Origin of the sequence: Enterobacter sp. BNK-29, assembly GCF_048684785.1 — a bacterium.
In the GTDB taxonomy this organism is placed as follows: Bacteria; Pseudomonadota; Gammaproteobacteria; order Enterobacterales; family Enterobacteriaceae; genus Enterobacter; species Enterobacter cloacae_M.
The window spans coordinates 2,011,706-2,037,812 of record NZ_JBLQTU010000001.1 but is presented as its reverse complement, the minus strand read 5'-3'; the positions used below and the strand labels follow the sequence as shown (position 1 = coordinate 2,037,812).

Here is a 26,107-nt window from a genome sequence, read left to right as displayed (position 1 = left end):
AGTAAAAACGTTTGATGCTTAAAATTCTACATTTTTTTCATCATGAATTAAGGCCGAAAAAAAAAGCCAGCCTGATATCCAGACTGGCTTTTGTGCTTTTCAAGCCGGTGTTACATCGCTTTTTTGGTCAACTCGATAACGCGCAGTTTCGCGATCGCTTTGGCCAGCTCCGCAGACGCCTGAGCGTAATCCACGTCACCATGAGAGCTGCTAATGTGCTCTTCAGCCTTACGCTTCGATTCCAGGGCTCGCGCTTCGTCGAGATCCTGGCCACGGATAGCGGTATCGGCCAGAACGGTCACACTGCCAGGCTGCACTTCAAGAATGCCGCCGGACAGATAGATAAACTCTTCGTGACCGAACTGTTTAACGATGCGGATCATACCAGGCTTAATGGCGGTGAGCAGCGGTGCGTGACCCGGGAAAATACCCAGTTCACCTTCACTACCCGTTACCTGGATTTTCTCGACCAGACCAGAGAACATTTGTTGCTCTGCGCTGACGACGTCCAGGTGGTAAGTCATTGCCATATCACCCTCCGATTAAGGCGTTAAAGTTTTTTGGCTTTTTCCACGGCTTCGTCGATGGAACCAACCATGTAGAACGCCTGCTCTGGCAGGTGATCGTATTCGCCTTCCATGATGCCTTTAAAGCCACGGATGGTGTCTTTCAGGGAAACGTATTTACCCGGAGAACCGGTGAATACTTCCGCAACGAAGAACGGCTGGGACAGGAAGCGCTGGATCTTACGCGCACGTGCTACCACCAGTTTGTCTTCTTCAGACAGTTCATCCATACCCAGGATGGCGATGATGTCTTTCAGTTCCTGGTAACGCTGCAGCAGGGACTGTACGCCACGCGCGGTGTCGTAGTGTTCCTGACCAACAACCAGTGGATCCAGCTGACGGCTGGTGGAATCCAGCGGGTCAACGGCCGGGTAGATACCCAGAGACGCGATCTGACGGCTCAGTACCACGGTTGCATCTAAGTGCGCAAAGGTGGTTGCTGGAGATGGGTCAGTCAAGTCATCCGCAGGTACGTATACCGCCTGAACGGAGGTGATAGAACCGGTTTTGGTAGAGGTGATACGTTCCTGAAGAACACCCATCTCTTCCGCCAGCGTAGGCTGATAACCTACCGCTGAAGGCATACGACCCAGCAGTGCAGATACTTCCGTACCGGCCAGGGTGTAACGATAGATGTTATCTACGAACAGCAGAACGTCACGGCCTTCGTCACGGAACTTCTCAGCCATCGTCAGACCGGTCAGCGCAACGCGCAGACGGTTTCCTGGTGGCTCGTTCATCTGGCCGTAAACCAGGGATACTTTGTCCAGAACGTTGGAGTCGGTCATTTCGTGGTAGAAGTCGTTACCCTCACGAGTACGTTCACCTACGCCCGCAAACACGGAGTAACCGGAGTGCTCGATCGCGATGTTACGGATCAGCTCCATCATGTTTACGGTTTTACCAACACCCGCACCACCGAACAGACCGACTTTACCGCCCTTCGCGAACGGACACATCAGGTCGATAACTTTGATACCGGTTTCCAGCAGTTCCTGAGAGCTTGACAGCTCTTCGTAGGAAGGTGCTGCGCGGTGGATAGCCCAACGCTCTTCTTCACCGATGTCGCCTTTCATGTCGATTGGCTGACCCAATACGTTCATGATACGACCCAGTGTTGCTTTACCTACCGGGACTTCGATCGGGTGCTCGAGGTCTTTGACTTCCAGACCACGACGCAGACCGTCGGAAGAACCCATCGCGATGGTACGCACGATACCGCCGCCGAGCTGCTGCTGAACTTCCAGCACCAGGCTCTCGTTACCATTCTGTACCTCAAGCGCGTCGTACACGCGTGGTACGGCGTCCTGAGGGAACTCGACGTCCACCACGGCGCCGATTACCTGGACAATCTTTCCAGTAGCCATCTTGAATCCTCTACGTAATTCGTAAACCTGGTTAAACCGCGGCGGCCCCCGAGACGATCTCGGTGAGTTCCTGAGTAATGCTGGCCTGACGAGCTTTGTTGTAAACCAACTGCAGCTCTTTAATCAGGCTGCCGCCATTATCGGTCGCGGCTTTCATCGCCACCATTCGTGCGGCCTGCTCGCTGGCCAGGTTTTCTACAACGCCCTGATAAACCTGAGATTCAACGTAACGACGCAGCAGGGTATCCAGCAGCGGTTTCGGATCGGGTTCATACAGGTAATCCCAGGCTTTTTGCTTCAGCTCGTCATCTTCTGATGCCGGTAACGGCAGCATCTGAGTGAGCGTTGGAACCTGAGACATGGTGTTAATGAATTTGTTGCTGACAACGTACAGTCTGTCCAGACGGCCTTCATCATAAGCCTGCAACATCACTTTAACCGGGCCGATCAGTTCGGACAGGGACGGGTTATCCCCCATACCGGTCACCTGAGCGACAATGTTCCCACCAACGGAGTTAAAGAAAGAGACGCCTTTAGAGCCGATCATTGCGATATCGCACTGAACGCCTTTTTCAGACCATGCTTTCATATCCGCCAGCAGTTTTTTGAACAGGTTAATGTTCAAGCCGCCACACAGACCACGGTCGGTCGACACCACCAGGTAGCCCACGCGCTTAACGTCGCGTTCTTCCAGGTAAGGGTGCTTATATTCCAGATTACCGTTTGCAAGGTGACCAATCACTTTGCGCATGGTTTCTGCATAAGGACGGCTGGCCGCCATGCGATCCTGCGATTTACGCATTTTGGAAGCGGCGACCATCTCCATCGCTTTAGTGATCTTTTGCGTGTTCTGGACGCTTGCGATCTTACTACGTATCTCTTTTGCGCCGGCCATGAGCTTCTCCTCAATGCCAGGCGGCTTGTCCTGAGACAAGCCGCCGGACGATTACCAGGATTGGGTTGCTTTGAAGGAATCGAGGATAGCTTTCAGCTTGCCTTCGATTTCGTCGTTATAGCCACCGGTCTGGTTGATCTCTTGCATCAGCGGAGCGTGATCACGGTCGACGTAAGCCAGCAGAGCGGCTTCGAAGCTACCGATTTTCGCCAGTTCCACATCTTCGAGGTAACCGCGTTCAGCCGCGAACAGTACCAGGCCCTGCTGAGCAACAGACATTGGTGCGTACTGTTTCTGCTTCAGCAGTTCGGTCACTTTCTGACCGTGGCTCAGCTGTTTACGGGTTGCTTCGTCCAGATCGGATGCGAACTGAGAGAACGCAGCCAGTTCACGATACTGTGCCAGCGCGGTACGGATACCACCGGACAGTTTCTTGATGATCTTGGTCTGAGCAGCACCACCAACACGGGATACGGAGATACCCGGGTTAACCGCCGGACGAATACCGGAGTTAAACAGGTTGGTTTCCAGGAAGATCTGACCATCGGTAATGGAGATTACGTTGGTCGGAACGAACGCAGAAACGTCACCCGCCTGGGTTTCAATGATCGGCAGAGCGGTCAGAGAGCCCGTTTTACCCTTCACTTCACCTTTGGTGAAGTTCTCGACGTATTCCGCGTTAACGCGGGAAGCACGCTCCAGCAGACGAGAGTGGAGGTAGAATACGTCGCCAGGGAACGCTTCACGTCCAGGTGGACGACGGAGCAGCAGGGAAACCTGACGATAAGCAACAGCCTGTTTAGACAGGTCATCGTATACGATCAGCGCATCTTCACCGCGGTCACGGAAGTATTCGCCCATTGCGCAACCGGCATATGGCGCCAGGTATTGCAGTGCAGCAGATTCAGACGCGGTTGCTACCACAACGATGGTGTTAGACAGTGCGCCGTGCTCTTCCAGTTTACGAACCACGTTAGAAATGGTGGACGCTTTCTGGCCGATAGCCACGTACACACATTTGATGCCGGAGTCACGCTGGTTGATGATGGCGTCGATAGCCATCGCGGTTTTACCGGTCTGACGGTCACCGATGATCAGTTCACGCTGACCACGACCGATTGGGATCATGGCATCAACGGACTTATAACCTGTCTGAACAGGCTGATCTACGGACTGACGGTCGATAACGCCTGGTGCGATAACTTCGATTGGGGAGAAGCCATCGTGCTCAACCGGACCTTTACCGTCGATTGGCGCACCCAGGGTGTTAACAACGCGACCCAGCAGGCCACGGCCAACCGGCACTTCCAGAATACGGCCAGTACACTTAACCTTCATGCCTTCGGCGAGGTCAGCGTATGGACCCATCACAACTGCACCTACGGAGTCGCGCTCCAGGTTCAGTGCGATAGCGTAACGGTTACCCGGCAGGGAAATCATCTCACCCTGCATACAATCGGCCAGGCCGTGGATGCGGATAACACCGTCACTTACAGAAACAATAGTACCTTCGTTGTGAGCTTCACTCACAACACTGAACTGAGCAATGCGCTGCTTGATCAGTTCGCTGATTTCGGTGGAATTCAGTTGCATGCTCCAGTCCCCTTAAGACTGCAAGACGTCTGCAAGGCGTTCAAGACGGCCGCGTACGCTGCCATCAATGACCATATCACCCGAACGGATGATTACGCCTGCCATTACAGACTTATCGATTTTGCAATTCAGCTTAACTTTGCGTGACAGACGTTTTTCCATCGCGGCGGTGATTTTCGCAAGCTGTTCATTACTCAGTTCAGTCGCAGAAGTCACTTCGACTTCAGCGGTTGCTTCACTGAGGGCACGTAAGTGCTCAAACTGCTCGAGAACATCCGGGAGCACACGGAGACGACCATTTTCTGCCATCACCTTAATCAGGTTCTGGCCGTTGGCATCCAGTTGCTCTCCGCACACGGCGATAAACGACGCGGCGAGAGTTTCAGGTGCTAACGCACCGGAAAGCAACTCAGCCATTTGTTCGTTTTTCGTCACCTCAGCGGCAAACGCCAGCATATCCTGCCAGCGATCGACATTTTGGTGTTCGACAGCAAAGTCAAAAGCTGCTTTGGCGTAGGGGCGAGCTACCGTAACAAATTCAGACATCAGCCCCTCCCTCCTTACAGTTCAGCGACAAGTTTGTCCACGATGTCGCTGTTAGCAGCTTCATCCACGGAACGTTCGATGATCTTCTCGGCGCCAGCAACAGCCAGAATCGCAACCTGCTTACGCAGTTCTTCACGAGCACGTTTACGCTCAGCATCAATTTCTGCCTGAGCCTGTGTCACGATCTTAGTACGTTCCTGTTCTGCTTCAGCTTTGGCTTCGTCCAGGATCTGAGAACGGCGTTTGTTAGCCTGTTCAATGATTACCTGAGCTTCAGCTTTCGCTTTTTTCAGCTGGTCTGTCGCGTTGGCCTGTGCAAGGTCCAAATCTTTCTTAGCGCGTTCTGCGGAAGCCAGACCGTCAGCAATTTCTTTCTGACGTTTTTCGATGGCAGCCATTAAAGGCGGCCATACATACTTCATGCAGAACCAGACAAAGAGAATAAACGCGATGGCCTGGCCGAGGATTGTTGCGTTCATGTTCACAGCACAATACCTCTTTAATTTCTGTGGCTTAGGGTTTTAAAACTACTACTACGCGACAGCAAACATCACGTACAGACCCAGACCTACAGCGATCATTGGGATAGCATCCACCAGACCCATAACGATAAAGAACTGAGTACGCAGCAGAGGAATCAGATCAGGTTGACGCGCTGCGCCTTCCAGGAATTTGCCCCCGAGGATGCCGATACCGATCGCAGCACCGATAGCCGCCAGACCCATCATCACAGCGGCAGCCATGTACAGCAGATCCATATTCAGGTTTTCCATGACAGTCTCCAGTTTGTTTCAATTAAAACGTAGTAGTGTTGGTAAAAAATCAGTGCTCTTCAGACGCCATCGACAGATAGACGATCGTCAGAACCATGAAGATAAAGGCTTGCAGCGTAATGATCAGGATGTGGAAAATGGCCCATGGCACATTCAGAATCCACTGTGACCACCACGGCAGAAGACCCGCGATCAGAATGAAAATCAGCTCACCCGCATACATGTTGCCGAACAGTCGCAGACCCAGTGAAACAGGTTTGGACAGCAGGCTAACGCCTTCCAGGATCAGGTTGACCGGAATAAACGCCCAGTGGTTGAACGGCTGCAAGGTAAGCTCTTTCACAAAGCCGCTTACGCCTTTCATTTTGATGCTGTAGAAAAGAATCAGGATAAATACGCCCAACGCCATCGACAGGGTGATGTTCACGTCCGCAGACGGTACAACACGCAGCGCAGGCAGGCCGAAGATGTGCTCACCGATGAACGGCAGCAGATCGATTGGCAGCAGGTCCATCAGGTTCATCAGGAAGACCCAAACGAACACGGTCAGGGCCAGCGGAGCAATCAGCTTGCTCTTACCATGGTACATGTCTTTGACGCTGCCATGGACGAAGCCGATGATCATTTCGATGAAGGTCTGGAATTTCCCTGGTACACCGCTGGTCGCTCGTTTAGCAACACCGCGGAACATGGCCAGGAACAGAAGACCCAAAACCACCGAGAAGAACATGGAGTCGATGTTGATCGTCCAGAAGGTGGCCGGGGGGTTATGTGGATCCACCAGCGAGAATGTACGCAGGTCCAGCTGAAGGTTATTCAGATGGTGACCTATGTAATCCTGCGGCGTCATATTTTCTGAAGCCATGATGCCTTTTACCCTTTGTTATTGATTACAGCTGGAGCCAGAACTTGTACCACCAGCACCAAAACCCACGTTGCTATCAGCGGCATAAAGACCACTTTCAAAACCGCCAGCGCCATCACCAGTAGAGCAAAGGTCAGCAACACCTTACACACTTCGCCGAGGGCGAAGGACCAGGCCACGCGGCCTTTGGCGGGTGTATGCGCCTGATGACGCCAGGCAAAAATCATAAACAACACGTTTGGCAGCACAACCGCCAAACCCCCGCACACGGCGGAGATGCCCCAGAAGGGGTCTTTGAGGCTAAACAGCAGTCCACTTGCTATCACAGCCAGAAACTGAACGAACAGAAGCTTACGAGCAACGTTTCTACTCAAGAGCGACACAGACATCACGTTTTTACTCCTGCTCCCTTCGAGGTATGCCGCGTGTCGTATAAAACGTCCTTTAAGGCTCAGAGTCAAGCATCAAAAAGCGGTCAAATTATACGGTGCGCACCCGTGATTTCAAACATTAAGTAGCGAAAAGGTGAATAAATGTTTAAATATTTTTCCCCACCGCTATTTTTTAACTTTCGCTGAAAGCGTCAACCTTCGACCAAAACTGCAAACAGCGCGAAAACGTTGGCGATAAAGCGTGCACGAGATCACAAAACACACATTTGCGATAAGGTTGTATTTATCAAAGGCGCAAATCGCATAAATTTATCTTTATGAAATTAAAAGCAAAACGTCGTAACTATTTTCAAAACAGCCCAGTACACAATAAAAACGTTTTATTGACATTCTTAATAAACAATTAACATTGCGTTCTGGTTACTGCCTTCCACTTTTAGCAGACTTATATTTTCACAGATGACTATCTTCTCGGTGAATAAAAGTGGCAAGGTTAACCAGAAGAAAAACCTTAGTGAAAAAGAGGTTAAAGGCTCACCGGTAAATCCCCGGTAGTTGTGCTGTTTTTTAACATGCGAAGAACAGCACAAATTCCACATTTTTTATTAATTTTTTAAAAATTGTTTGGCTTAATTATCACCAGATGACGCTCCCCATCGAGCTGAGGAATGTGTAATTTCTCGATGGATTCAACAGCAAAACCGTCCGGGAGCTGTTCAATCTCATCGCCTGGCAACTGCCCTTTCAGCGCATAAAAGCGGCCATTCTCTGCCGGCAAGTGCTTACACCAGCTCACCATATCATTGAGCGAAGCAAACGCGCGGCTGATAACACCGTCAAACGGCGGCTCTGCCGGGAACTCCTCTACCCTGCTCTGCACGGGCGTGATGTTTTCAAGCTTCAGCTCATGCTGTACCTGACGTAAAAAGCGCACGCGCTTGCCAAGGCTGTCCAGCAGCGTGAAGTGGCACTCAGGGCGAACAATCGACAGCGGAACGCCCGGTAAACCAGGTCCCGTACCCACGTCGATAAAACGCTCACCTTTCAGCCACGGGGCAACAACGATGCTATCGAGAATATGGCGTACCAGCATCTCGTTGGGGTCACGTACTGAGGTCAGGTTGTACGCTTTGTTCCATTTGTTCAGCATATCGACATAGGCCACCAGCTGATTTTTCTGGTGATCGGTGAGCGAAATACCTGCCTGATCCAGCAGACGAGAGAGTTTGTTGAGCACGGTGAATACCTGTTGGAAAACTTAGGTGGCGGGTGGCGCTTCGCTTACCCGCCCTACGGGTTCATCAGGCCCGGTAAGCGCAGCGCCACCGGGCAATGTTCTGGGCATTACGCGCTGCGGCGCAGCATGCCCTGCTTTTTCAGCCAGACCAGCAGGATCGAAATCGCCGCAGGGGTAACACCCGAGATACGGGATGCCTGGCCGATCGATACCGGTTTGTGATCGTTCAGTTTGGCGATCACTTCGTTGGAAAGGCCCGTCACCTGGCGGTAGTCCAGCATTTCCGGCAGCAGCGTGTTTTCGTTACGCTGCTGTTTTTCGATCTCATCCTGCTGACGCGCGATGTAACCTTCGTACTTCACCTGGATCTCAACCTGCTCTGCCGCTTCAGCGTCTTCCAGCCCCGGCGCGAAGGCGGTCAGTTTGACCAGGTTCTCGTAGGTGACTTCAGGACGGCGCAGCAGATCTTCCCCGCTGGCTTCACGCGACAGCGGCGCGGTTAAGTGAGCGTTTACTTCGGCAGCGGTTTCCGCCTGCGGATTCACCCAGGTGGTTTTCAGGCGCTGACGTTCCTGTTCAATGCGCTCCAGCTTTTCGTTGAAGCGCGCCCAGCGTTCGTCATCGACCAGACCCAGCTCGCGGCCCATTTCGGTCAGACGCAGGTCGGCGTTATCTTCACGCAGCATCAGGCGATATTCCGCGCGAGAGGTAAACATACGGTACGGTTCTTTGGTACCCAGCGTGCAGAGATCGTCAACCAGCACGCCCAGATACGCCTGAGAACGGCCTGGTGCCCAGCCCTCTTTCTCAGCGGAGAAGCGCGCGGCGTTCAGACCGGCAAGCAGGCCCTGTGCAGCCGCTTCTTCGTAGCCGGTGGTGCCGTTAATCTGCCCCGCGAAGAACAGACCGTGGATGAATTTGCTTTCCAGGGTTGGCTTCAGGTCGCGCGGATCGAAGAAATCGTACTCAATAGCGTAGCCGGGACGAACGATTTTCGCATTCTCCATCCCCTGCATTGAGCGAACAATTTGCATCTGTACATCGAACGGCAGGCTGGTGGAGATGCCGTTCGGATAAATTTCATTAGAGGTCAGCCCTTCCGGCTCCAGGAAGATCTGGTGCTGGTTACGATCGGCGAAGCGCATCACTTTGTCTTCGATCGACGGACAGTAGCGTGGGCCGATCCCCTCGATCACGCCGGCATACATGGGGCTGCGATCGAGGTTGTTGCGGATCACGTCATGGGTTTTCTCGTTGGTATGCGTGATGTAGCACGGTACCTGCTGCGGATGCTGAGCCGCATTGCCCATGAACGAGAACACCGGCATCGGATTATCACCGTGCTGTTGCGCCAGCACGCTGAAATCAATGGTGCGCGCATCAATACGCGGCGGCGTACCGGTTTTCAGGCGGCTGACGCGCAGCGGCAGTTCACGCAGACGGCGAGACAGTGGAATAGACGGCGGATCGCCGGCACGGCCACCGCTGTAGTTATCCAGACCGATATGAATTTTACCGTCCAGGAATGTGCCCACGGTCAGCACCACGGCTTTCGCACGGAATTTGAGACCCATCTGGGTCACGGCACCTACGACGCGATCGTTCTCAACGATAAGATCTTCAACCGCCTGCTGGAAGATCATCAGGTTCGGCTGGTTCTCCAGGGCGGTACGCACCGCCTGGCGGTAAAGCACGCGGTCTGCCTGGGCACGGGTCGCACGCACGGCGGGACCTTTACTCGCGTTTAGTATCCTAAACTGGATGCCAGCATGATCGATCGCTTTCGCCATCAGGCCGCCAAGTGCATCCACTTCTTTTACCAGGTGTCCTTTCCCAATGCCGCCAATCGCCGGATTACAGGACATTTGTCCCAGCGTGTCGATATTGTGTGTCAAAAGCAGGGTCTGCTGACCCATACGCGCTGCGGCCATTGCGGCCTCAGTGCCTGCATGACCCCCGCCAATGATGATGACGTCAAAAGGATCCTGATAAAACATGGTGGTCTGCCTCGCGTAAAGCGGTATGAAAATGGATTGAAGCCCGGGCCGTGGATTCTACTCAACTTTAGTCTTTCGAGAAAGCATTGGGATCCTGGGCTATTAAAAAGAAGATCTTTTTATTTAGAGATCTGTTCTATTGTGATCTCTTATTAGGATCGCGAACCTGTGTGGATAAGTCCGATCTCATAAAGAAGATCATGCAGTTAGAAAGGATCGTTTGCTGTGAATGATCGGTGATCCTGGGCAGTATAAGCTGGGATCAGATCGCGACTTTATACACAGGTCAAAAACGATACAATAGTTGTTCTTTGGATAACTACGGGTTAATACGAGCTTTTAACCAGAGTTATCCACATCTGTTCGCGCGATCTTTAATCGTTTTTGAGTAAATTTTTCCATTCCGCGAGCCAGATCTCGGCTGGATCCTCCGGAATGTCATGATCGAGGATGTTGATCTTGAGCGTTTCACCCAGCTGTTTTGCTCCACAAGAGGTTACAGCGGCTTCAACTTTCTCTATTGCCCCGCAAAAGGTGTCATATTCACGACTGCCGATCCCCACCGCGCCAAAACGGACGTTTGACAGGTCGGGCTGCTGTTCCAGCAGTTCGTCATATAAAGGTTGCAGGTTATCCGGCAGATCGCCCGCGCCGTGCGTGGAGGTGATCAGCAGCCAGACCCCGTCAGTCGGGAGATCTTCAAGCAACGGACCGTGCAGGGTTTCCGTGGAAAAGCCCGCATCTTCCAGCTTTTCAGCCAGGTGTTCCGCTACGTATTCCGCACCACCAAGGGTGCTGCCGCTGATAAGGGTAATGTCCGCCATTGATCGCTCGCCCAGATAAAGAGACGGCCATTGTACGCTGTGAACGAGCTGGGATCTACCTGTGGAAAATGTGGGAATGAATTTGCCCGATCACGGGCGGATGGTGCGCATGATCGGGTTTTGCAGGGAGATCAGCGTCTCGGTGGACTGAATTTCATCGATTGTTTGGATCTTGTTGATAAGTACCTGCTGGAGGGCGTCGATGGATCGGCACATGACTTTAATAAAGATGCTGTAATGCCCGGTGGTGTAATACGCCTCGGTGACTTCATCCAGCGCGTTCAGCTTCGCCAGGGCGGAAGGGTAGTCTTTGGCGCTTTTAAGAATGATGCCGATGAAGCAGCAGACGTCGTAACCCAGATGTTTAGGACTGACGTCAATGCGTGCGCCGGTAATGATCCCCGCCTGCTTCATCTTCTCTACGCGGACGTGAATGGTTCCCGGGCTGACGCCAAACTGTTTTGCCAGCTCGGCGTAGGCGGTACGGGCATTGGCCATTAACGCCTCCAGGATGCCGCGGTCGAGATTGTCGATCTGATAATTTTCCATAGCTTTTTCTTATGAAGATTAATGAATCACCCTATTCTAGCGTTTAATTTTATCGAATCAAAAGTGAAGGTGGCTTTTTGTTGATGAGTTATTGAATATGATGCCATTTCTGTTGCTTAATCAATATCAACAGGACGCAGGAGTATAAATAATGAAAACCGCTTACATCGCAAAACAACGCCAGATCAGTTTCGTAAAATCCCATTTTTCCCGCCAGCTGGAAGAGAAGCTTGGCCTTATTGAAGTTCAGGCGCCGATTCTGAGCCGCGTGGGTGACGGGACGCAGGATAACCTCTCTGGATGCGAAAAAGCGGTACAGGTGAAAGTGAAAACACTGCCAGACGCCCAGTTCGAAGTGGTTCATTCCCTGGCGAAGTGGAAGCGTCAAACCCTGGGACAACACGACTTCAGCGCGGGCGAAGGGCTCTACACGCACATGAAAGCCCTTCGTCCCGACGAAGACCGCCTTTCTCCGATTCATTCCGTTTACGTTGACCAGTGGGACTGGGAGCGCGTAATGGGGGATGGTGAACGACACGTCGGTACGCTGAAATCCACCGTTGAGGCGATCTACGCCGGGATCAAAGCAACCGAAGCGGCCGTGAGCAAAGAGTTTGGTCTGGCACCGTTCCTGCCGGATACGATCCACTTTGTCCACAGCCAGGAGCTGCTGAGCCGCTTCCCGGATCTCGATGCTAAAGGCCGTGAGCGTGCGATCGCTAAAGAATTAGGTGCAGTATTCCTGATCGGTATCGGCGGCAAACTATCTGATGGCAAACGCCACGACGTTCGAGCGCCGGATTATGATGACTGGAGCACTGCGGGTGAGGGCGAATTTGCCGGGCTGAACGGCGATATTCTGGTGTGGAACCCGGTACTGGAGGACGCATTCGAGCTCTCTTCTATGGGGATCCGCGTGGATGCGGACGCGCTGAAGCGCCAGCTGGCGGTCACCGGTGATGAAGATCGTCTCAAACTCGAGTGGCACCAGGCGCTGCTGCGCGGTGAAATGCCTCAGACCATAGGCGGCGGTATCGGCCAGTCCCGTCTGACCATGCTGCTGCTGCAATTACCTCATATCGGTCAGGTTCAGTGTGGCGTCTGGCCGCATCAGGTACGTGAAAGCGTCGGTTCTCTTCTGTAATTAACGCTGCCAGCGTCTGAGCAGGCGGCTACGCAGCCCGGTATCAAAGCGCCAGATATGATCGAAGATGCGCATGATGCCGGGTTTTCCATGAGCTGACATCGCCACCGCGTGAAAACGGTGCTGGTGCACCCGCTGAAATTCCTTCACCTTATTCACCACGTCATCCGGCAGCCGCTGGGCAATAAAATCGGAAATCACCACCGCGTCAGCGTCGTACCAGTCACCTCCCTGCATACGCTCCACAATGCTGCGGAAGCAGCTGGCCAGATCCGTGCCGCCGCGAAAGCGCTGGCTCAGAAAGCGGATTGCCTGCTCGATCCCCTGCTGGTTCGTCAGCTCATAGCCCACCACCTCGCTGGAGAAGAGCATAATGAAGCAGCGACGGCGATCGGCCAGCGCCACGCGCATCAGTGCCAGACAGAACGCCTTCGCGCACTGCTCGTTAAACCCGCCCATCGAACCGGACGTATCCACGCAAACAATGAATGGCCCGCGCGGCTGTTCATCAAAATCCTGATGGACGACCGGCCGTTGGCTGACTTTCTCGCGCCAGGCTTCACCGTGCAGTCGGTAGGTGAGAAGCTGTTTTTCAACCAGCCGACGATAAAACTCATACTCCAGCTCGGTCATCCCCAGCGTGCTTAGCTCGGTCGGCAGCAGGCGTAAGATGTCGTCGCTCTGCTGGAGCCCGTCGACCTGCTCCGGCACGGTAGCCGGTTCGCGCACCAGGGTGCGGAAGGTTTCCATCGGGGCATCTTTCTTTGGGACCGATTTTGCCTCCCTTGAGCGACCCAGCTGTTCTGCAAGCTTCATCAGCTCGGGCTGCTGAGCCAGAAAATCGCCGTATTTGACGATCAGCTGATAATCCCCGCGCCGGAGCTGGCCGGCGCTCATATCCCAGAGACGCCCTGCGGCGTTTTCATTCTCCACCAGCACCTGTTCAAGCTGGCCGCTCAGCGTCATCCGTTCCTGAACTTCGCTGAGCAGCTGTTCACGCTCTTCGTCCAGCAGCTGCTGGTTCAGCGTTGTGGCCTGAACCACCAGGCTGAGGCGCCAGCGCTGTAAGAAGAGGGTATGCAGTGCGGGGGTAAAGGTGGCGTTATCCGTGACCAGCGCCCGGGCCTGGCTGGCAAACGGAGAGTGGACGTTATCGAGCAACGTCAGGGTTTGCGGGAGCTGGACGATAAACTGTGACGTGGAGAGCCGCTGGCACTGCTGATAGCAGGCCACCTCTTCCGTTAACTCAGGCGGAACTTCGGTCTCCCTGAACCGCTGACGCAAATTTTCCCGCCAGCGGGGCAGATCGTCCGTCATCGCCTTTTTTAGCTTCGGAAATTTTTCAAAAAACGCCGCCAGCTGCGGCGACGCCAGAAGGGTAATGACCACTTCTTCGATCAACCCCTCCTCGCTGACGGCCAGCATGACGTTAAGCGTATCCAGCGTTAGCATTGACGCGCCTGTTTGATCTGCGCGCTGACGTCCTGCAGGCTGGCTTCGATGCGACCTAACCAGTCGCTATGAATAAAGAGGCATTTTTGCTGCTCGCTAAAGCGGGTGTGCTGCTGATGCCATTCGGTATCCAGCGCTTCCAGCTGCTGCTTGATCTCTTCCGGCACGCTATCCGAAGCGGTTCCCGGCAGCGCAAGACGCGATCCCTGGAGGCTGACGTCACGGATCACCAGGTGCTGGCTACTGTCCACTTCCATATTCAGCGGCTGCGCGAAACCAATGCCGTTGAGTTTTCCTCGGATCTCTCCGCCCTTATCCAGCCACTGCACCAGCGCCTCGCGCTCAATCGTAATATGCACCACCTGCATATCATGCAGTTTAAGCGGCTGCTGAAGCAGCAACGTTAGCGTTGCGCCGGTCAGATCCGCGGGAAGCTCGTAGTGCGGTTTGCGGGCGAACATGCCCCCAAGGCGATTCACTTTCAGCGCGGTTTTATCACTTTGCTGCTGCTGGAGCTGGATGCGCCGCTGGGCAATCGCCCCCAGCTGGTTAAGCATTGCCTGCTGCCCCCAGGCGTGTCCGGTCATCAAAACGTCAAGCTGTTGCTGCATCAGGTTCATGCCTTCTGCATCGTGCCAGAGACAATCTTTCAGCAGGATCAGATCGATTGGCGCGACGGCATCACGCCCGCTGAACAGGGCGCTCGCCTGCAGCAGGCGGATCGCTTTTTTCCACCGGCGATCGGAGACATAGGGCGCTGAAGGGATGAGATCAAGCTGCTGGCGCAGCAGATAGATCAGCTCGAAGACGGCGTCTGGCAGTTTGATTTTGCCGATATCCTGCTGCCACTGGTGATACTCCTCATCCGTCACCTGCAGCGAAGCGGATACCGGGTTTTCACTTTCATCCTGCTGGCTGACCAGCATGGAGCGGAAGTTGGACTTATCCTGCACTTTGTCCAGCCACAGACGGATAAGCATACGGTCATACAGCGCTTCCAGACTGCTGTCGGCTTCAGGCAGTTCGTTAGAGGCGGCCACCAGCAGGCGCATCGGGATTTTCTCTTCACTGGCGCCGTTACGGAATCGACGTTCGTTTATCGCCGTGAGGAGGGTGTTAAGAATAGCCGGCCCCGCTTTCCAGATCTCATCGAGAAAAACAATCTCAGCCTCCGGAAGATACCCTTCTGTCAGACGCTGATAGCGACCCTCATCTTTCAATGCCTGAATGGAGAGCGGACCAAAAACTTCTTCTGGGGTGGAAAACCGGGTCATGAGATATTCGAAGGCGCGGGCGTTCTGAAAAGCAAATTTTAGCCTGCGGGCAATCAGGCTTTTGGCAATGCCCGGCGGTCCCAGCAAAAACACGCTCTCACCGCTCAACGCAGCCAGTAAGCAGAGGCGGATGGCGTGGCTACGCTCGAAAAGGCCTTTCTCCAGCGCGCTGCTGAGGCGGGAAATTCTTTCTGCTAATAAATGTGAGTGAGCCATAATAGTTTTGCATCCTTTCGCCGTCGTGGCGGCCAATTGAAGCGAGTATAGACGTTTCAGTCAGGGCTGGTAATAGACTGAAGTGCGGCGCAATTTTCTTTGCGCTACATTAATGCGGTTGCATTTAAGGGTACGATTTTGCAATGAATCGTGCATACTGTGCGCTTTTTGTGGGCCAAGGGACCGGGAACACATTTGTTATTTAAACGAAAAGACTAGTCTATGAGCACTGATAATAAGCAATCATTACCCGCAATAACGCTTGCGGCGATCGGGGTTGTCTACGGTGATATCGGCACCAGCCCGCTTTATACGCTTCGTGAATGTCTGTCCGGCCAGTTTGGTTTTGGTGTTGAACGCGATGCCGTGTTTGGCTTCCTGTCCCTCATTTTCTGGCTGCTGATCCTGGTGGTTTCCGTTAAATATCTCTCCTTCGTTATGCGTGCTGATAACGCAGGTGAAGGTGGGATCCTGACCCTGATGTCTCTTGCCGGGCGTAATACCTCGGCCAGGATGACCTCTGTGCTGGTCATTATCGGCCTGATTGGCGGCAGTTTCTTCTACGGGGAAGTGGTGATAACGCCGGCTATCTCGGTGCTGTCGGCGATTGAGGGGCTGGAGATTATCGCTCCGCAGCTCGATTCATGGGTGGTTCCGCTGGCCATTATTGTCCTGACGCTGCTGTTCATGATCCAGAAGCACGGTACAGGGCTGGTGGGCAAACTGTTCGCGCCGATTATGCTGGCCTGGTTCCTGATCCTGGCGGCGCTTGGTTTACGCAGCATTATCGCGAACCCGGAAGTGCTGCATGCGCTGAACCCTTACTGGGCGGTGCATTTCTTCCTCGAATACAAAGTGGTTTCCTTCGTGGCGCTGGGGGCCGTCGTGCTCTCCATCACCGGTGTGGAAGCGCTGTATGCTGACATGGGCCACTTCGGGAAACTGCCTATCCGCGTGGCATGGTTTATTGTGGTGCTGCCGTCGCTGGTGCTGAACTACTTCGGTCAGGGCGCGCTGTTGCTTAAAAACCCGGAAGCGATCAAGAACCCGTTCTTCCTGCTGGCGCCCGACTGGGCGCTGGTGCCGATGCTGATCCTGGCGACGCTGGCGACCGTCATTGCCTCCCAGGCGGTGATTTCCGGCGTGTTTTCTCTGACGCGCCAGGCCGTGCGTCTGGGGTATCTCTCACCGATGCGCATCATCCATACTTCAGAGATGGAGTCGGGCCAGATCTACATCCCGTTCGTTAACTGGCTCCTCTATTTCGCTGTTGTCATTGTTATCGTCAGCTTCGAGCACTCCAGTAACCTGGCTGCGGCGTACGGTATTGCGGTAACCGGTACGATGGTGCTGACATCACTTCTCTCCACCACGGTGGCGTACCGAAACTGGCACTGGAATAAATTCCTCGTGGCGATGATTCTGGTGGGCTTCCTGTGTATCGACGTGCCGCTGTTCTCAGCGAACCTCGACAAAATTGTCTCCGGTGGCTGGCTGCCGCTGACGCTGGGTCTGGTGATGTTCATTGTCATGACCACCTGGAAAAGCGAGCGCTTCCGCCTGCTGCGCCGCATGCACGAGCACGGGAACTCTCTTGAGGCGATGATCGCTTCTCTGGAGAAATCCCCGCCGGTCCGCGTGCCGGGTACTGCGGTATATATGTCTCGTGCGCTGAACGTCATTCCGTTCGCGCTGATGCATAACCTCAAGCACAACAAAGTGCTGCACGAGCGCGTGATCCTGCTGACGCTGCGCACCGAAGATGCGCCGTATGTTCACAACGTGCGTCGCGTGCAGATTGAGCAACTGTCTCCGACCTTCTGGCGCGTGGTGGCAAGCTACGGCTGGCGCGAAACGCCAAACGTGGAAGAGGTGTTCCACCGCTGCGGCCTGGAAGGGCTGAGCTGCCGGATGATGGAGACGTCGTTCTTTATGTCGCACGAGTCGCTGATCATCGGCAAGCGCCCGTGGTATCTGCGCCTGCGCGGCAAGCTGTACCTCATCCTGCAGCGTAACGCCCTGCGCGCGCCTGACCAGTTTGAGATCCCGCCTAACCGCGTGATTGAGCTGGGAACGCAGGTCGAGATCTAATCCCTTCTGAAAATGCCGGGTGGTGCTTCGCTTACCCGGCCTACCAAACCCCCCGCCAACCCACAATAATTGTCTCTGCATTTCACTTAGCGAAACGTTTCGACGTCGATCACAAATCTGTTACGTCATGATGGTTTTCTGAACATTCTTGAGATTAAACTGATGTCAGCGAAACGTTTCGCTAGTGGAGCAAGAAAATGAAGAAAGGCACGGTACTCAACTCAGAAATCTCATCGGTTATTTCCCGTCTTGGGCATACCGATACGCTGGTGGTTTGCGATGCAGGCTTACCGGTTCCGCGCAGCACAACCCGTATCGATATGGCGTTAACGCAGGGTGTACCCTCGTTTATGCAGGTACTGGAAGTCGTGACGGCGGAGATGCAGGTTGAGGCAGCCATTCTCGCGGCGGAAATCAAACAACATAATCCGCAACTCCACGAAACGTTGCTCAGCCATATTGAGCAACTGCAACAACACCAGGGAAACACCATAGAAATTCGTTACACGACGCACGAACAGTTCAAACAACAAACCGCAGACAGTCAGGCGGTGATTCGCAGCGGGGAGTGTTCCCCGTATGCGAATATCATTCTCTGTGCTGGCGTCACCTTCTGAGGCCATCATGGACGCATTACTGCAACTCAAAGGGATCGATAAGTCGTTCCCGGGCGTAAAAGCCCTCTCCGGCGCGGCGCTGAACGTCTACCCCGGGCGCGTGATGGCGCTGGTGGGCGAAAACGGTGCCGGCAAATCCACCATGATGAAAGTGCTGACCGGTATCTATCAACGCGATGCCGGTTCACTCGTCTGGCTGGGGAAAGAGACCACCTTCAACGGTCCGAAATCCTCTCAGGAAGCCGGGATCGGTATTATTCACCAGGAGCTGAACCTGATCCCACAGCTCACCATTGCGGAGAACATTTTCCTCGGTCGCGAGTTTGTTAACCGGTTCGGCAAAATCGACTGGAAAACCATGTACGCCGAAGCGGACAAGCTGCTGGCGAAGCTGAACCTGCGCTTTAAGAGCGACCGCCTGGTGGGCGATCTCTCGATTGGCGATCAGCAGATGGTGGAAATTGCCAAGGTGCTGAGCTTTGAGTCGAAGGTCATCATTATGGATGAACCCACCGACGCCCTGACCGATACCGAAACCGAATCCCTGTTCCGCGTGATCCGCGAGCTGAAGTCGCAGGGGCGCGGGATTGTCTATATCTCTCACCGCATGAAAGAGATCTTCGAAATCTGCGATGACGTCACAGTCTTCCGCGACGGGCAGTTTATTGCCGAGCGCGAAGTCGCCACGCTGACCGAAGATACGCTCATCGAAATGATGGTGGGACGCAAGCTCGAAGATCAGTATCCGCATCTGGAGAAAGCGCCGGGTGAGATCCGCCTGAAGGTGGACAACCTCTGCGGCCCTGGCGTGAACGACGTGACCTTTACCCTGCGCCAGGGCGAGATCCTGGGCGTGGCGGGCCTGATGGGGGCCGGGCGTACCGAGCTGATGAAAGTGTTGTACGGCGCACTGCCGCGCACCAGCGGTTATGTCACCCTCGACGGTCATGAAGTGGTCACCCGCTCTCCGCAGGATGGCCTGGCGAACGGCATCGTTTATATCTCTGAAGACCGCAAACGCGACGGCCTGGTGCTGGGGATGTCGGTAAAAGAGAACATGTCCCTGACCGCGCTGCGCTATTTCAGCCATAGCGGCGGTAGCCTGAAGCATAAAGATGAGCAGCAGGCGGTCAGCGATTTTATCCGCCTCTTTAACGTTAAAACCCCGTCGATGGAGCAGGCGATTGGCCTCTTATCCGGCGGTAATCAGCAAAAAGTGGCGATTGCGCGCGGGCTGATGACGCGCCCGAAAGTGTTGATCCTCGACGAGCCAACCCGCGGCGTGGATGTGGGCGCGAAGAAAGAGATCTATCAGCTGATTAACCAGTTCAAGGCCGACGGTCTGAGCATCATTCTGGTCTCTTCAGAGATGCCAGAAGTATTAGGCATGAGCGATCGCATTATCGTCATGCATGAAGGGCATCTCGGCGGTGAATTCACTCGCGAGCAGGCCACCCAGGAAGTTCTGATGGCTGCCGCTGTGGGCAAGCTTAATCGCGTGAATCAGGAGTAAGAAGATGACTACCCAGGCTGTTTCTGGTCGCCGCTATTTCACAAAGGCATGGCTGATGGAACAAAAATCGCTGATTGCCCTGCTGGTGCTGATCGCGATTGTATCGACCATGAGCCCGAACTTTTTCACCGTTAATAACCTGTTCAACATTCTGCAGCAAACATCGGTGAACGCCATTATGGCGGTCGGCATGACGCTGGTGATTTTGACCTCAGGTATCGATCTGTCCGTCGGTTCCCTGCTGGCGCTCACCGGCGCGATCGCCGCTTCGATTGTCGGCATTGAAGTCAACGCGCTGGTGGCCGTGGCCGCTGCCCTGGCGGCAGGCGCGGCGATTGGTGCCGTAACCGGCGTGATTGTAGCAAAAGGCCGCGTTCAGGCGTTTATCGCTACGCTGGTGATGATGCTGCTGCTGCGCGGCGTGACCATGGTGTACACCAACGGCAGCCCGGTTAATACCGGCTTTACCGATAACGCCGATCTGTTTGGCTGGTTCGGTATCGGTCGCCCGCTGGGTGTTCCGACCCCGGTCTGGATCATGGCTATCGTCTTCCTGGCGGCGTGGTACATGCTGCACCACACTCGTCTGGGTCGTTATATCTACGCGCTGGGCGGTAACGAAGCGGCAACGCGCCTGTCCGGTATCAGCGTTAATAAAGTCAAAATTATCGTTTACTCCCTGTGCGGTCTGCTGGCGTCACTGGCAGGTATCATCGAAGTGGCGCGCCTCTCCTCCGCGCAGCCAACGGCAGGGACGGGTTATGAGCTGGATGCTATCGCGGCAGTGGTTCTGGGCGGTACGAGTCTTGCGGGCGGTAAAGGTCGCATTGTTGGGACATTGATCGGCGCACTGATTCTTGGTTTCCTGAATAATGGTTTGAATTTGTTAGGTGTTTCCTCCTATTACCAGATGATCGTTAAGGCAGTGGTGATTTTGCTGGCGGTACTGGTAGACAACAAAAAACAGTAACTGACGACACTACAGGACATCTTAGATATGAACATGAAAAAACTGGCTACCCTGGTTTCTGCTGTCGCGCTGAGCGCAACCGTAAGTGCTAACGCCATGGCGAAAGACACCATCGCGCTGGTTGTCTCTACCCTGAACAACCCGTTCTTCGTCTCCCTGAAGGACGGTGCGCAGAAAGAAGCGGACAAACTGGGCTACAACCTGGTGGTGCTGGATTCACAGAACAACCCGGCGAAAGAGCTGGCTAACGTTCAGGACTTAACCGTTCGCGGCACCAAAATTCTGCTGATCAACCCAACCGATTCTGATGCCGTAGGCAACGCCGTGAAGATGGCAAACCAGGCGAAGATCCCGGTAATCACCCTGGACCGTCAGGCGTCTAAAGGTGAAGTGGTCAGCCACATTGCCTCTGATAACGTGCTGGGCGGTAAAATCGCCGGTGATTACATCGCGAAGAAAGCCGGCGAAGGCGCGAAAGTTATCGAACTGCAGGGGATTGCCGGAACTTCCGCAGCACGCGAGCGTGGTGAAGGCTTCCAGCAGGCTGTGGCTGCACACAAATTCAACGTGCTGGCCAGCCAGCCGGCAGACTTCGACCGTACTAAAGGTCTGAACGTTATGCAGAACCTGCTGACCGCGCATCCTGACGTGCAGGCCGTGTTCGCACAGAACGACGAAATGGCGCTCGGCGCGCTGCGTGCCCTGCAGACCGCAGGTAAATCTGATGTGATGGTTGTCGGATTTGACGGCACGCCGGATGGTGAAAAAGCAGTAAACGATGGCAAACTGGCTGCGACCATCGCTCAGCTGCCTGAGCAGATTGGCGCCACTGGCGTTGAAACTGCCGACAAAGTGCTGAAGGGCGAAAAAGTTCAGGCTAAATACCCAGTTGACCTGAAGCTGGTCATCAAGCAGTAAAAGGCGAATCAGGCAGTCGCTGGCTGCCTGAGGGACACCAATAAAGAAAAGTGTGGCATACGCCACCGGGTAACACCGGTGGCGCTCTCAGATGGACAACCCAACCATGAAAACCGCAGGCAACCTCGTCGTCCTTGGCAGTATCAATGCCGATCACATTCTTAACCTTGAATCGTTCCCTGCACCGGGCGAAACCGTCACGGGTAACCAGTATCAGGTGGCATTTGGCGGTAAAGGCGCCAACCAGGCCGTTGCTGCCGGTCGTAGCGGGGCGAATATTGCGTTTATCGCCTGCACGGGTGATGACGATACCGGTGAGCGCGTACGCAAACAGCTGGCGAGCGACAACATTGATATCGCACCGGTCAGCGTGGTTGCAGGGGAATCGACCGGCGTGGCGCTGATTTTCGTCAACGCTGAAGGTGAGAATGTCATCGGTATTCATGCGGGCGCTAACGCTGCGCTGACGACGGAGCGCGTGGAAGCGCAACGTGCCATCATCGCCGGAGCAGAAGCCCTGCTCATGCAACTGGAGTCACCGGTTGAAAGCGTGCTGGCCGCCGCGAAAATCGCGCATGAAAATCATACCACTGTCGTACTTAACCCGGCCCCAGCCCGTGTATTATCAGACGAGCTGCTGGCGATGGTGGATATCATTACGCCGAACGAAACCGAAGCCGAAAAGCTGACGGGCATTCGCGTAGAAAATGATGACGATGCCGCGCGAGCCGCGCGTGCATTGCATGATAAGGGCATCGGCACCGTGATTATCACCCTTGGTAGCCGTGGGGTGTGGGCAAGCGTCAATGGCGAAGGCCGTCGCGTGCCGGGCTTTAAGGTCAAAGCGATTGATACCATCGCAGCGGGAGATACCTTTAACGGTGCACTGGTCACCGCGCTGCTGGAAGGCAAGAGAATGGATGACGCTATTCGCTTCGCACACGCTGCTGCCGCGATTGCGGTGACGCGCAAAGGCGCCCAGCCTTCCGTTCCGTGGCGTAAAGAGATAGATGAATTCTTAAGTCAGCAGGGGTAACGCTTGGCCACAATGAAAGATGTCGCCCGCATGGCGGGCGTTTCTACCTCGACGGTCTCCCACGTTATAAACAACGATCGCTTCGTCAGCGAGGCGATTCGGGAGAAAGTTGAAGCTGCGGTAAAAGAACTCAACTATGCGCCGTCTGCGCTGGCGCGCAGCCTTAAGCTCAACCAGACGCGCACCATCGGTATGCTGATCACCGCCAGTACCAACCCCTTTTATTCAGAACTGGTTCGCGGCGTGGAGCGTAGCTGCTTCGAGCGTGGCTACAGCCTGGTGCTGTGCAATACCGAGGGCGACGAGCAGCGGATGAATCGTAACCTGGAAACGCTGATGCAAAAACGCGTCGACGGACTATTGCTGCTCTGCACCGAAACGCACCAGCCCTCGAAAGAGATCATCCAGCGCTATCCTTCGATTCCCACCGTGATGATGGACTGGGCACCGTTCGACGGAACCAGCGATCTTATTCAGGATAACTCCCTGCTGGGCGGCGATATGGCGACTCAGCACCTGATTGATAAAGGACATACTCGCATTGCCTGTATTACGGGGCCGCTGGATAAAACTCCGGCGCGTTTGCGTCTGGAAGGGTATCTCTCCGCCATGGAACGAGCGGGGCTTGCCATTCCTGATGGCTACCGAATCACCGGTGATTTTGAATTTAACGGCGGTTTCGAGGCGATGCAGAAACTGCTGGCGCTAAAGCCGCGTCCGCAGGCGGTGTTTATTGGTAACGACGCGATGGCGTTTGGTGCCTACCAGGCGTTGTATCAGGCGGGGCTACGCGTGCCTGATGATATGGCGGTGATTGGCTATGACGATATCGAACTGGCCAGCTACATGACGCCGCCGTTGACCACGATCCATCAGCCGAAGGATGAACTGGGCGAGCTGGCCATCGATGTGTTGATCCACCGTATGGCGCAGCCCACGCTGCAACAGCAACGCCTGCAGCTTACTCCTGTTCTGATGGAACGCGGTTCGGTTTAGCTTTCTCTTTGTGACGCTCTTTAATCAGGTTTCGGCCATCTTTCGGTTTTAACAGCATAAAGACCAGCGCAGATACCACGGTAAGTGCGCCCATGGTGATAAAGGTATAGTGGAACTGCTCAACGGTATTTGCGCTCTCAAAACCTTCATAAAACCGCAGCACCGCTGCACTCACGGCAACCCCTAAACTGATCGACAGCTGTTGCGTCACCGCCAGCACGCTGTTGCCGCTGCTGGCGTTTTCATCAGTCAGGTCGGCGAGGGTGATGGTGTTCATCGACGTGAACTGCGTCGACATCGCCATGCCCAACACAAACAGCGGCAGGATCAGCATCCAGACGGGTAACGCGGCGGATTGCAGCGAGAACTGCGCAATCATCAGACCGATAAAGACCGTCACGCCAACCAGCGTCTTACGATAGCCAAACCAGCGCAGCACCTGTGTCACGGTTGATTTTGCCAGAATCGAGCCCATTGCCGTGGGCGCCATCATGCAACCAGCAATCAGGGCCGGGTAGCCGAAACCCACCTGCAGCATCAATGGCATCAGGAACGGTACGCAACCCGTCCCCAGACGAGACGCAATGTTCCCTGCAATCCCAACGGAAAACGTTCGGGTGTTAAAGAGCCCCAGGGAAATTAACGGCGTCGGGTGACGGCGCGCGTGACGTATATAAAGAAGGAATAACAGAATACCGCCGAGGATAACGGAGAGCGCTAACCACGTCGCGACGATCTTCTCGCCAAACAGCTCCATTCCGCTGGAGAATAACACCAGGCTCAGGCCAAACAGGAAAAAGCCGCCCATGTCGAAGCTGCGCCTTGGCGTGGTGAAGTTTGGCATATATTTGCGGGCATACAGCAGCCCCGCAACGCCAATTGGAATATTAATCAGGAAGATCCAGTGCCAGCTTGCCCAGGTGACAAACACGCCACCGAGTACCGGGCCAAGAATCGGGCCGACCAGGCCCGGCATGGTGACGAAGTTGAGCACGGGAAGCAGTTCGCTCCTGGGGTAGGCTCGCAGCAAGGCAAGACGCGCCACCGGCATCATCATCGCACCGCCAATGCCCTGCAATACGCGGAAGATAACCAGCTCCGTTAAGGATGAGGAGAGCGCACAGGCTAGCGACCCGAGCGTAAAGAGCGTGACGGCCAGCATGAAAACTCTGCGGGTGCCAAAGCGGTCGGCCAGCCAGCCGCTGACCGGAATTAACATTGCGACCGTCAGGGTGTAGCTGATGATGGCGGACTGCATCGCCAGCGGAGAGCGGTTAAGGCTTTGCGCTATAGCGGGAAGCGCTGTGTTGAGGATCGTGGCATCCAGTGCCTGCATAAAAAACGCCATGGCTGCAATCCACGGCAATCCGGCCATGCTGCGCGCTTTTTTCGTTGTCATTTATTTACCTGCTGGTGGGTTGGCGCGGCCAGCAGTGCCTGGCACGCACTCAGGGCTCGCTGCCCGTCGCTTTCCTGGATGGCATCAACTATCGCCTGGTGCAAATCCAGTTTTACCACTTCGTTTTGTGTAATAGAGGTAAAGTAAGTGTGATACACCGAATGAAATAAAGAGGCAAAAGAGGTAAGAAACGGATTGGCGCTCATCATATAGATGTGTTCATGCCAGGCCATATCAACCTCAACCCAGCGTTCGCGGTTGAAGTGCTTTTTCAGGAACACCATCTCTTCCATCAGCGCGTTAAGCTGTGCTTTCTGCTCTGCAGTTCCTAGCGTGGCGGCAAGCAGACATGCCTGAGGTTCAAGGCTGCTGCGCATCACCAGAAAGTGATCGACGACCTGGTGAAAGTTATCTTCCGTCATCCACCAGGAGAGCAGTTCCTGATCGAGAAAATTCCAGTTACTCTGTGGCATCACGCGTGTGCCAATGCGAGGGCGTGGAAGCACCATGCCTTTTGCCGTCAGGGTTTTCACCGCTTCGCGAACGGCGGTACGGCTCACCCCAAACTGCTCACCCAGCTCCATCTCACCCGGCAGGATGCTACCTGGGGCATATTTACCCGCTAAAATCCGCTGAGCCAGCTTTTCTGCCAGCACGTACGACAGGTTTTTTTGGGCGGCCAGCTGTTGTGCGCTTAATGGCATCGCTTTTATTCCTTAAAGATTCATGCTGATAATTATGCCACCTCGAATGTGATTGTGGTTGCAGATACATCAAATAGAACAATTTGTAGCTCGATTTCACCTCTGTTGGTGAAAAAAAACGCGGATGGAAACTTTTTTTAAATTTCCTCTTGTCACGTCGGAATAACTCCCTA

25 protein-coding genes are annotated in these 26,107 nt (G+C 54.4%); 8 read left to right on the top strand and 17 right to left on the bottom strand.

What is annotated here, in order from left to right; genetic code table 11:
• Positions 1 to 110: 110 nt before the first annotated feature.
• The 13 genes from ACMGGX_RS09730 to asnC all read right to left on the bottom strand — a co-directional run bounded on the left by ACMGGX_RS09730 (position 111) and on the right by asnC (position 11,604).
• Positions 111 to 530, bottom strand: coding sequence for a F0F1 ATP synthase subunit epsilon (locus ACMGGX_RS09730; protein ID WP_006177560.1), 420 nt, complete (start codon positions 528 to 530; stop codon positions 111 to 113).
• A 20-nt stretch (positions 531 to 550) separates the two neighbouring features.
• Positions 551 to 1,933, bottom strand: a complete 1,383-nt coding sequence (atpD, locus tag ACMGGX_RS09725; protein ID WP_006177559.1) for a F0F1 ATP synthase subunit beta — start codon at positions 1,931 to 1,933, stop codon at positions 551 to 553.
• 31 nt (positions 1,934 to 1,964) lie between these two features.
• Entirely contained in the window at positions 1,965 to 2,828 is an 864-nt protein-coding gene (gene atpG, locus ACMGGX_RS09720; protein WP_008500191.1) for a F0F1 ATP synthase subunit gamma, read from the bottom strand.
• Positions 2,829 to 2,879: 51 nt separating this feature from the next.
• Positions 2,880 to 4,421 carry a F0F1 ATP synthase subunit alpha gene (gene atpA / locus ACMGGX_RS09715; protein ID WP_006808751.1) on the bottom strand — a complete coding sequence of 514 codons (1,542 nt, stop codon included), beginning with the start codon at positions 4,419 to 4,421 and terminating at the stop codon, positions 2,880 to 2,882.
• A 12-nt stretch (positions 4,422 to 4,433) separates the two neighbouring features.
• Positions 4,434 to 4,967 (bottom strand): F0F1 ATP synthase subunit delta, encoded by a 534-nt coding sequence (gene atpH / locus ACMGGX_RS09710; protein ID WP_023309790.1) that lies wholly within the window; start codon positions 4,965 to 4,967, stop codon positions 4,434 to 4,436.
• A gap of 14 nt (positions 4,968 to 4,981) precedes the next feature.
• Positions 4,982 to 5,452, bottom strand: a complete 471-nt coding sequence (atpF, locus tag ACMGGX_RS09705) for a F0F1 ATP synthase subunit B (RefSeq protein ID WP_014072436.1) — start codon at positions 5,450 to 5,452, stop codon at positions 4,982 to 4,984.
• Between the two features lie 48 nt (positions 5,453 to 5,500).
• Positions 5,501 to 5,740, bottom strand: coding sequence for a F0F1 ATP synthase subunit C (atpE, locus tag ACMGGX_RS09700; RefSeq protein WP_000429386.1), 240 nt, complete (start codon positions 5,738 to 5,740; stop codon positions 5,501 to 5,503).
• Between the two features lie 49 nt (positions 5,741 to 5,789).
• Positions 5,790 to 6,605 carry a F0F1 ATP synthase subunit A gene (gene atpB / locus ACMGGX_RS09695; RefSeq protein ID WP_023309789.1) on the bottom strand — a complete coding sequence of 272 codons (816 nt, stop codon included), beginning with the start codon at positions 6,603 to 6,605 and terminating at the stop codon, positions 5,790 to 5,792.
• 8 nt (positions 6,606 to 6,613) lie between these two features.
• Entirely contained in the window at positions 6,614 to 6,994 is a 381-nt protein-coding gene (gene atpI / locus ACMGGX_RS09690; RefSeq protein ID WP_023333920.1) for a F0F1 ATP synthase subunit I, read from the bottom strand.
• A 616-nt stretch (positions 6,995 to 7,610) separates the two neighbouring features.
• Entirely contained in the window at positions 7,611 to 8,234 is a 624-nt protein-coding gene (gene rsmG / locus ACMGGX_RS09685; protein WP_029741485.1) for a 16S rRNA (guanine(527)-N(7))-methyltransferase RsmG, read from the bottom strand.
• Positions 8,235 to 8,341: 107 nt separating this feature from the next.
• A complete protein-coding gene (mnmG, locus tag ACMGGX_RS09680; protein ID WP_014072433.1) occupies positions 8,342 to 10,231 on the bottom strand; it encodes a tRNA uridine-5-carboxymethylaminomethyl(34) synthesis enzyme MnmG in 1,890 nt (629 codons plus the stop codon).
• A gap of 374 nt (positions 10,232 to 10,605) precedes the next feature.
• On the bottom strand, positions 10,606 to 11,055 hold the full coding sequence (gene mioC, locus ACMGGX_RS09675; protein WP_023309786.1) for an FMN-binding protein MioC: 450 nt from the start codon (positions 11,053 to 11,055) through the stop codon (positions 10,606 to 10,608).
• A gap of 90 nt (positions 11,056 to 11,145) precedes the next feature.
• Positions 11,146 to 11,604, bottom strand: a complete 459-nt coding sequence (gene asnC, locus ACMGGX_RS09670) for a transcriptional regulator AsnC (RefSeq protein WP_023333916.1) — start codon at positions 11,602 to 11,604, stop codon at positions 11,146 to 11,148.
• A gap of 151 nt (positions 11,605 to 11,755) precedes the next feature.
• Here asnC and asnA point away from each other — a divergent pair, with 151 nt between their 5' ends.
• Positions 11,756 to 12,748: an aspartate--ammonia ligase gene (gene asnA, locus ACMGGX_RS09665; RefSeq protein ID WP_420298310.1), complete on the top strand. Its 993-nt coding sequence runs from the start codon at positions 11,756 to 11,758 to the stop codon at positions 12,746 to 12,748.
• Here asnA and viaA read toward each other — a convergent pair whose 3' ends face one another.
• Entirely contained in the window at positions 12,749 to 14,200 is a 1,452-nt protein-coding gene (gene viaA, locus ACMGGX_RS09660) for an ATPase RavA stimulator ViaA (RefSeq protein WP_420298309.1), read from the bottom strand.
• Positions 14,194 to 15,690: an ATPase RavA gene (gene ravA, locus ACMGGX_RS09655; RefSeq protein ID WP_420298308.1), complete on the bottom strand. Its 1,497-nt coding sequence runs from the start codon at positions 15,688 to 15,690 to the stop codon at positions 14,194 to 14,196. Before ravA ends, viaA begins: the two co-directional genes overlap by 7 nt.
• Before the next feature lie 222 nt (positions 15,691 to 15,912).
• Here ravA and kup point away from each other — a divergent pair, with 222 nt between their 5' ends.
• From kup to rbsR, 7 genes are all read left to right on the top strand, one after another.
• Complete coding sequence (gene kup, locus ACMGGX_RS09650; RefSeq protein ID WP_023309781.1) at positions 15,913 to 17,781, top strand: low affinity potassium transporter Kup; 1,869 nt, start codon at positions 15,913 to 15,915, stop codon at positions 17,779 to 17,781.
• 197 nt (positions 17,782 to 17,978) lie between these two features.
• Positions 17,979 to 18,398, top strand: coding sequence for a D-ribose pyranase (gene rbsD / locus ACMGGX_RS09645; protein ID WP_003862392.1), 420 nt, complete (start codon positions 17,979 to 17,981; stop codon positions 18,396 to 18,398).
• Positions 18,399 to 18,405: 7 nt separating this feature from the next.
• Complete coding sequence (gene rbsA / locus ACMGGX_RS09640; protein WP_023309779.1) at positions 18,406 to 19,911, top strand: ribose ABC transporter ATP-binding protein RbsA; 1,506 nt, start codon at positions 18,406 to 18,408, stop codon at positions 19,909 to 19,911.
• 4 nt (positions 19,912 to 19,915) lie between these two features.
• Positions 19,916 to 20,881, top strand: coding sequence for a ribose ABC transporter permease (rbsC, locus tag ACMGGX_RS09635; RefSeq protein WP_006808742.1), 966 nt, complete (start codon positions 19,916 to 19,918; stop codon positions 20,879 to 20,881).
• Positions 20,882 to 20,908: 27 nt separating this feature from the next.
• Entirely contained in the window at positions 20,909 to 21,799 is an 891-nt protein-coding gene (gene rbsB / locus ACMGGX_RS09630; RefSeq protein WP_023333911.1) for a ribose ABC transporter substrate-binding protein RbsB, read from the top strand.
• Positions 21,800 to 21,905: 106 nt separating this feature from the next.
• A complete protein-coding gene (gene rbsK, locus ACMGGX_RS09625; RefSeq protein WP_420298752.1) occupies positions 21,906 to 22,835 on the top strand; it encodes a ribokinase in 930 nt (309 codons plus the stop codon).
• A gap of 3 nt (positions 22,836 to 22,838) precedes the next feature.
• Positions 22,839 to 23,831, top strand: coding sequence for a ribose operon transcriptional repressor RbsR (rbsR, locus tag ACMGGX_RS09620; protein ID WP_072162366.1), 993 nt, complete (start codon positions 22,839 to 22,841; stop codon positions 23,829 to 23,831).
• On the opposite strand, the gene mdtD is transcribed toward rbsR, so the two are convergent.
• A complete protein-coding gene (mdtD, locus tag ACMGGX_RS09615) occupies positions 23,797 to 25,230 on the bottom strand; it encodes a multidrug transporter subunit MdtD (protein ID WP_420298307.1) in 1,434 nt (477 codons plus the stop codon). The two genes, rbsR and mdtD, sit on opposite strands and share 35 nt — an antisense overlap.
• On the bottom strand, positions 25,227 to 25,934 hold the full coding sequence (locus tag ACMGGX_RS09610) for a FadR/GntR family transcriptional regulator (protein ID WP_023309775.1): 708 nt from the start codon (positions 25,932 to 25,934) through the stop codon (positions 25,227 to 25,229). Before ACMGGX_RS09610 ends, mdtD begins: the two co-directional genes overlap by 4 nt.
• Positions 25,935 to 26,107: the final 173 nt, after the last annotated feature.

Excerpts from the sequence above, each read along its gene's own strand:
- mnmG (WP_014072433.1), bottom strand. The coding sequence starts at position 10,231 with ATGTTTTATCAGGATCCTTTTGACGTCATCATCATTGGCGGGGGTCAT.
- atpA (WP_006808751.1), bottom strand. The coding sequence starts at position 4,421 with ATGCAACTGAATTCCACCGAAATCAGCGAACTGATCAAGCAGCGCATT.
- atpD (WP_006177559.1), bottom strand. The coding sequence starts at position 1,933 with ATGGCTACTGGAAAGATTGTCCAGGTAATCGGCGCCGTGGTGGACGTC.
- ravA (WP_420298308.1), bottom strand. The coding sequence starts at position 15,690 with ATGGCTCACTCACATTTATTAGCAGAAAGAATTTCCCGCCTCAGCAGC.
- kup (WP_023309781.1), top strand. The coding sequence starts at position 15,913 with ATGAGCACTGATAATAAGCAATCATTACCCGCAATAACGCTTGCGGCG.
- ACMGGX_RS09730 (WP_006177560.1), bottom strand. The coding sequence starts at position 530 with ATGGCAATGACTTACCACCTGGACGTCGTCAGCGCAGAGCAACAAATG.
- asnC (WP_023333916.1), bottom strand. The coding sequence starts at position 11,604 with ATGGAAAATTATCAGATCGACAATCTCGACCGCGGCATCCTGGAGGCG.
- atpG (WP_008500191.1), bottom strand. The coding sequence starts at position 2,828 with ATGGCCGGCGCAAAAGAGATACGTAGTAAGATCGCAAGCGTCCAGAAC.
- rbsK (WP_420298752.1), top strand. The coding sequence starts at position 21,906 with ATGAAAACCGCAGGCAACCTCGTCGTCCTTGGCAGTATCAATGCCGAT.
- asnA (WP_420298310.1), top strand. The coding sequence starts at position 11,756 with ATGAAAACCGCTTACATCGCAAAACAACGCCAGATCAGTTTCGTAAAA.
- rbsD (WP_003862392.1), top strand. The coding sequence starts at position 17,979 with ATGAAGAAAGGCACGGTACTCAACTCAGAAATCTCATCGGTTATTTCC.
- atpB (WP_023309789.1), bottom strand. The coding sequence starts at position 6,605 with ATGGCTTCAGAAAATATGACGCCGCAGGATTACATAGGTCACCATCTG.
- rbsC (WP_006808742.1), top strand. The coding sequence starts at position 19,916 with ATGACTACCCAGGCTGTTTCTGGTCGCCGCTATTTCACAAAGGCATGG.
- mioC (WP_023309786.1), bottom strand. The coding sequence starts at position 11,055 with ATGGCGGACATTACCCTTATCAGCGGCAGCACCCTTGGTGGTGCGGAA.
- rbsB (WP_023333911.1), top strand. The coding sequence starts at position 20,909 with ATGAACATGAAAAAACTGGCTACCCTGGTTTCTGCTGTCGCGCTGAGC.
- mdtD (WP_420298307.1), bottom strand. The coding sequence starts at position 25,230 with ATGACAACGAAAAAAGCGCGCAGCATGGCCGGATTGCCGTGGATTGCA.
- atpE (WP_000429386.1), bottom strand. The coding sequence starts at position 5,740 with ATGGAAAACCTGAATATGGATCTGCTGTACATGGCTGCCGCTGTGATG.
- atpH (WP_023309790.1), bottom strand. The coding sequence starts at position 4,967 with ATGTCTGAATTTGTTACGGTAGCTCGCCCCTACGCCAAAGCAGCTTTT.
- rbsA (WP_023309779.1), top strand. The coding sequence starts at position 18,406 with ATGGACGCATTACTGCAACTCAAAGGGATCGATAAGTCGTTCCCGGGC.
- viaA (WP_420298309.1), bottom strand. The coding sequence starts at position 14,200 with ATGCTAACGCTGGATACGCTTAACGTCATGCTGGCCGTCAGCGAGGAG.
- ACMGGX_RS09610 (WP_023309775.1), bottom strand. The coding sequence starts at position 25,934 with ATGCCATTAAGCGCACAACAGCTGGCCGCCCAAAAAAACCTGTCGTAC.
- atpI (WP_023333920.1), bottom strand. The coding sequence starts at position 6,994 with ATGTCTGTGTCGCTCTTGAGTAGAAACGTTGCTCGTAAGCTTCTGTTC.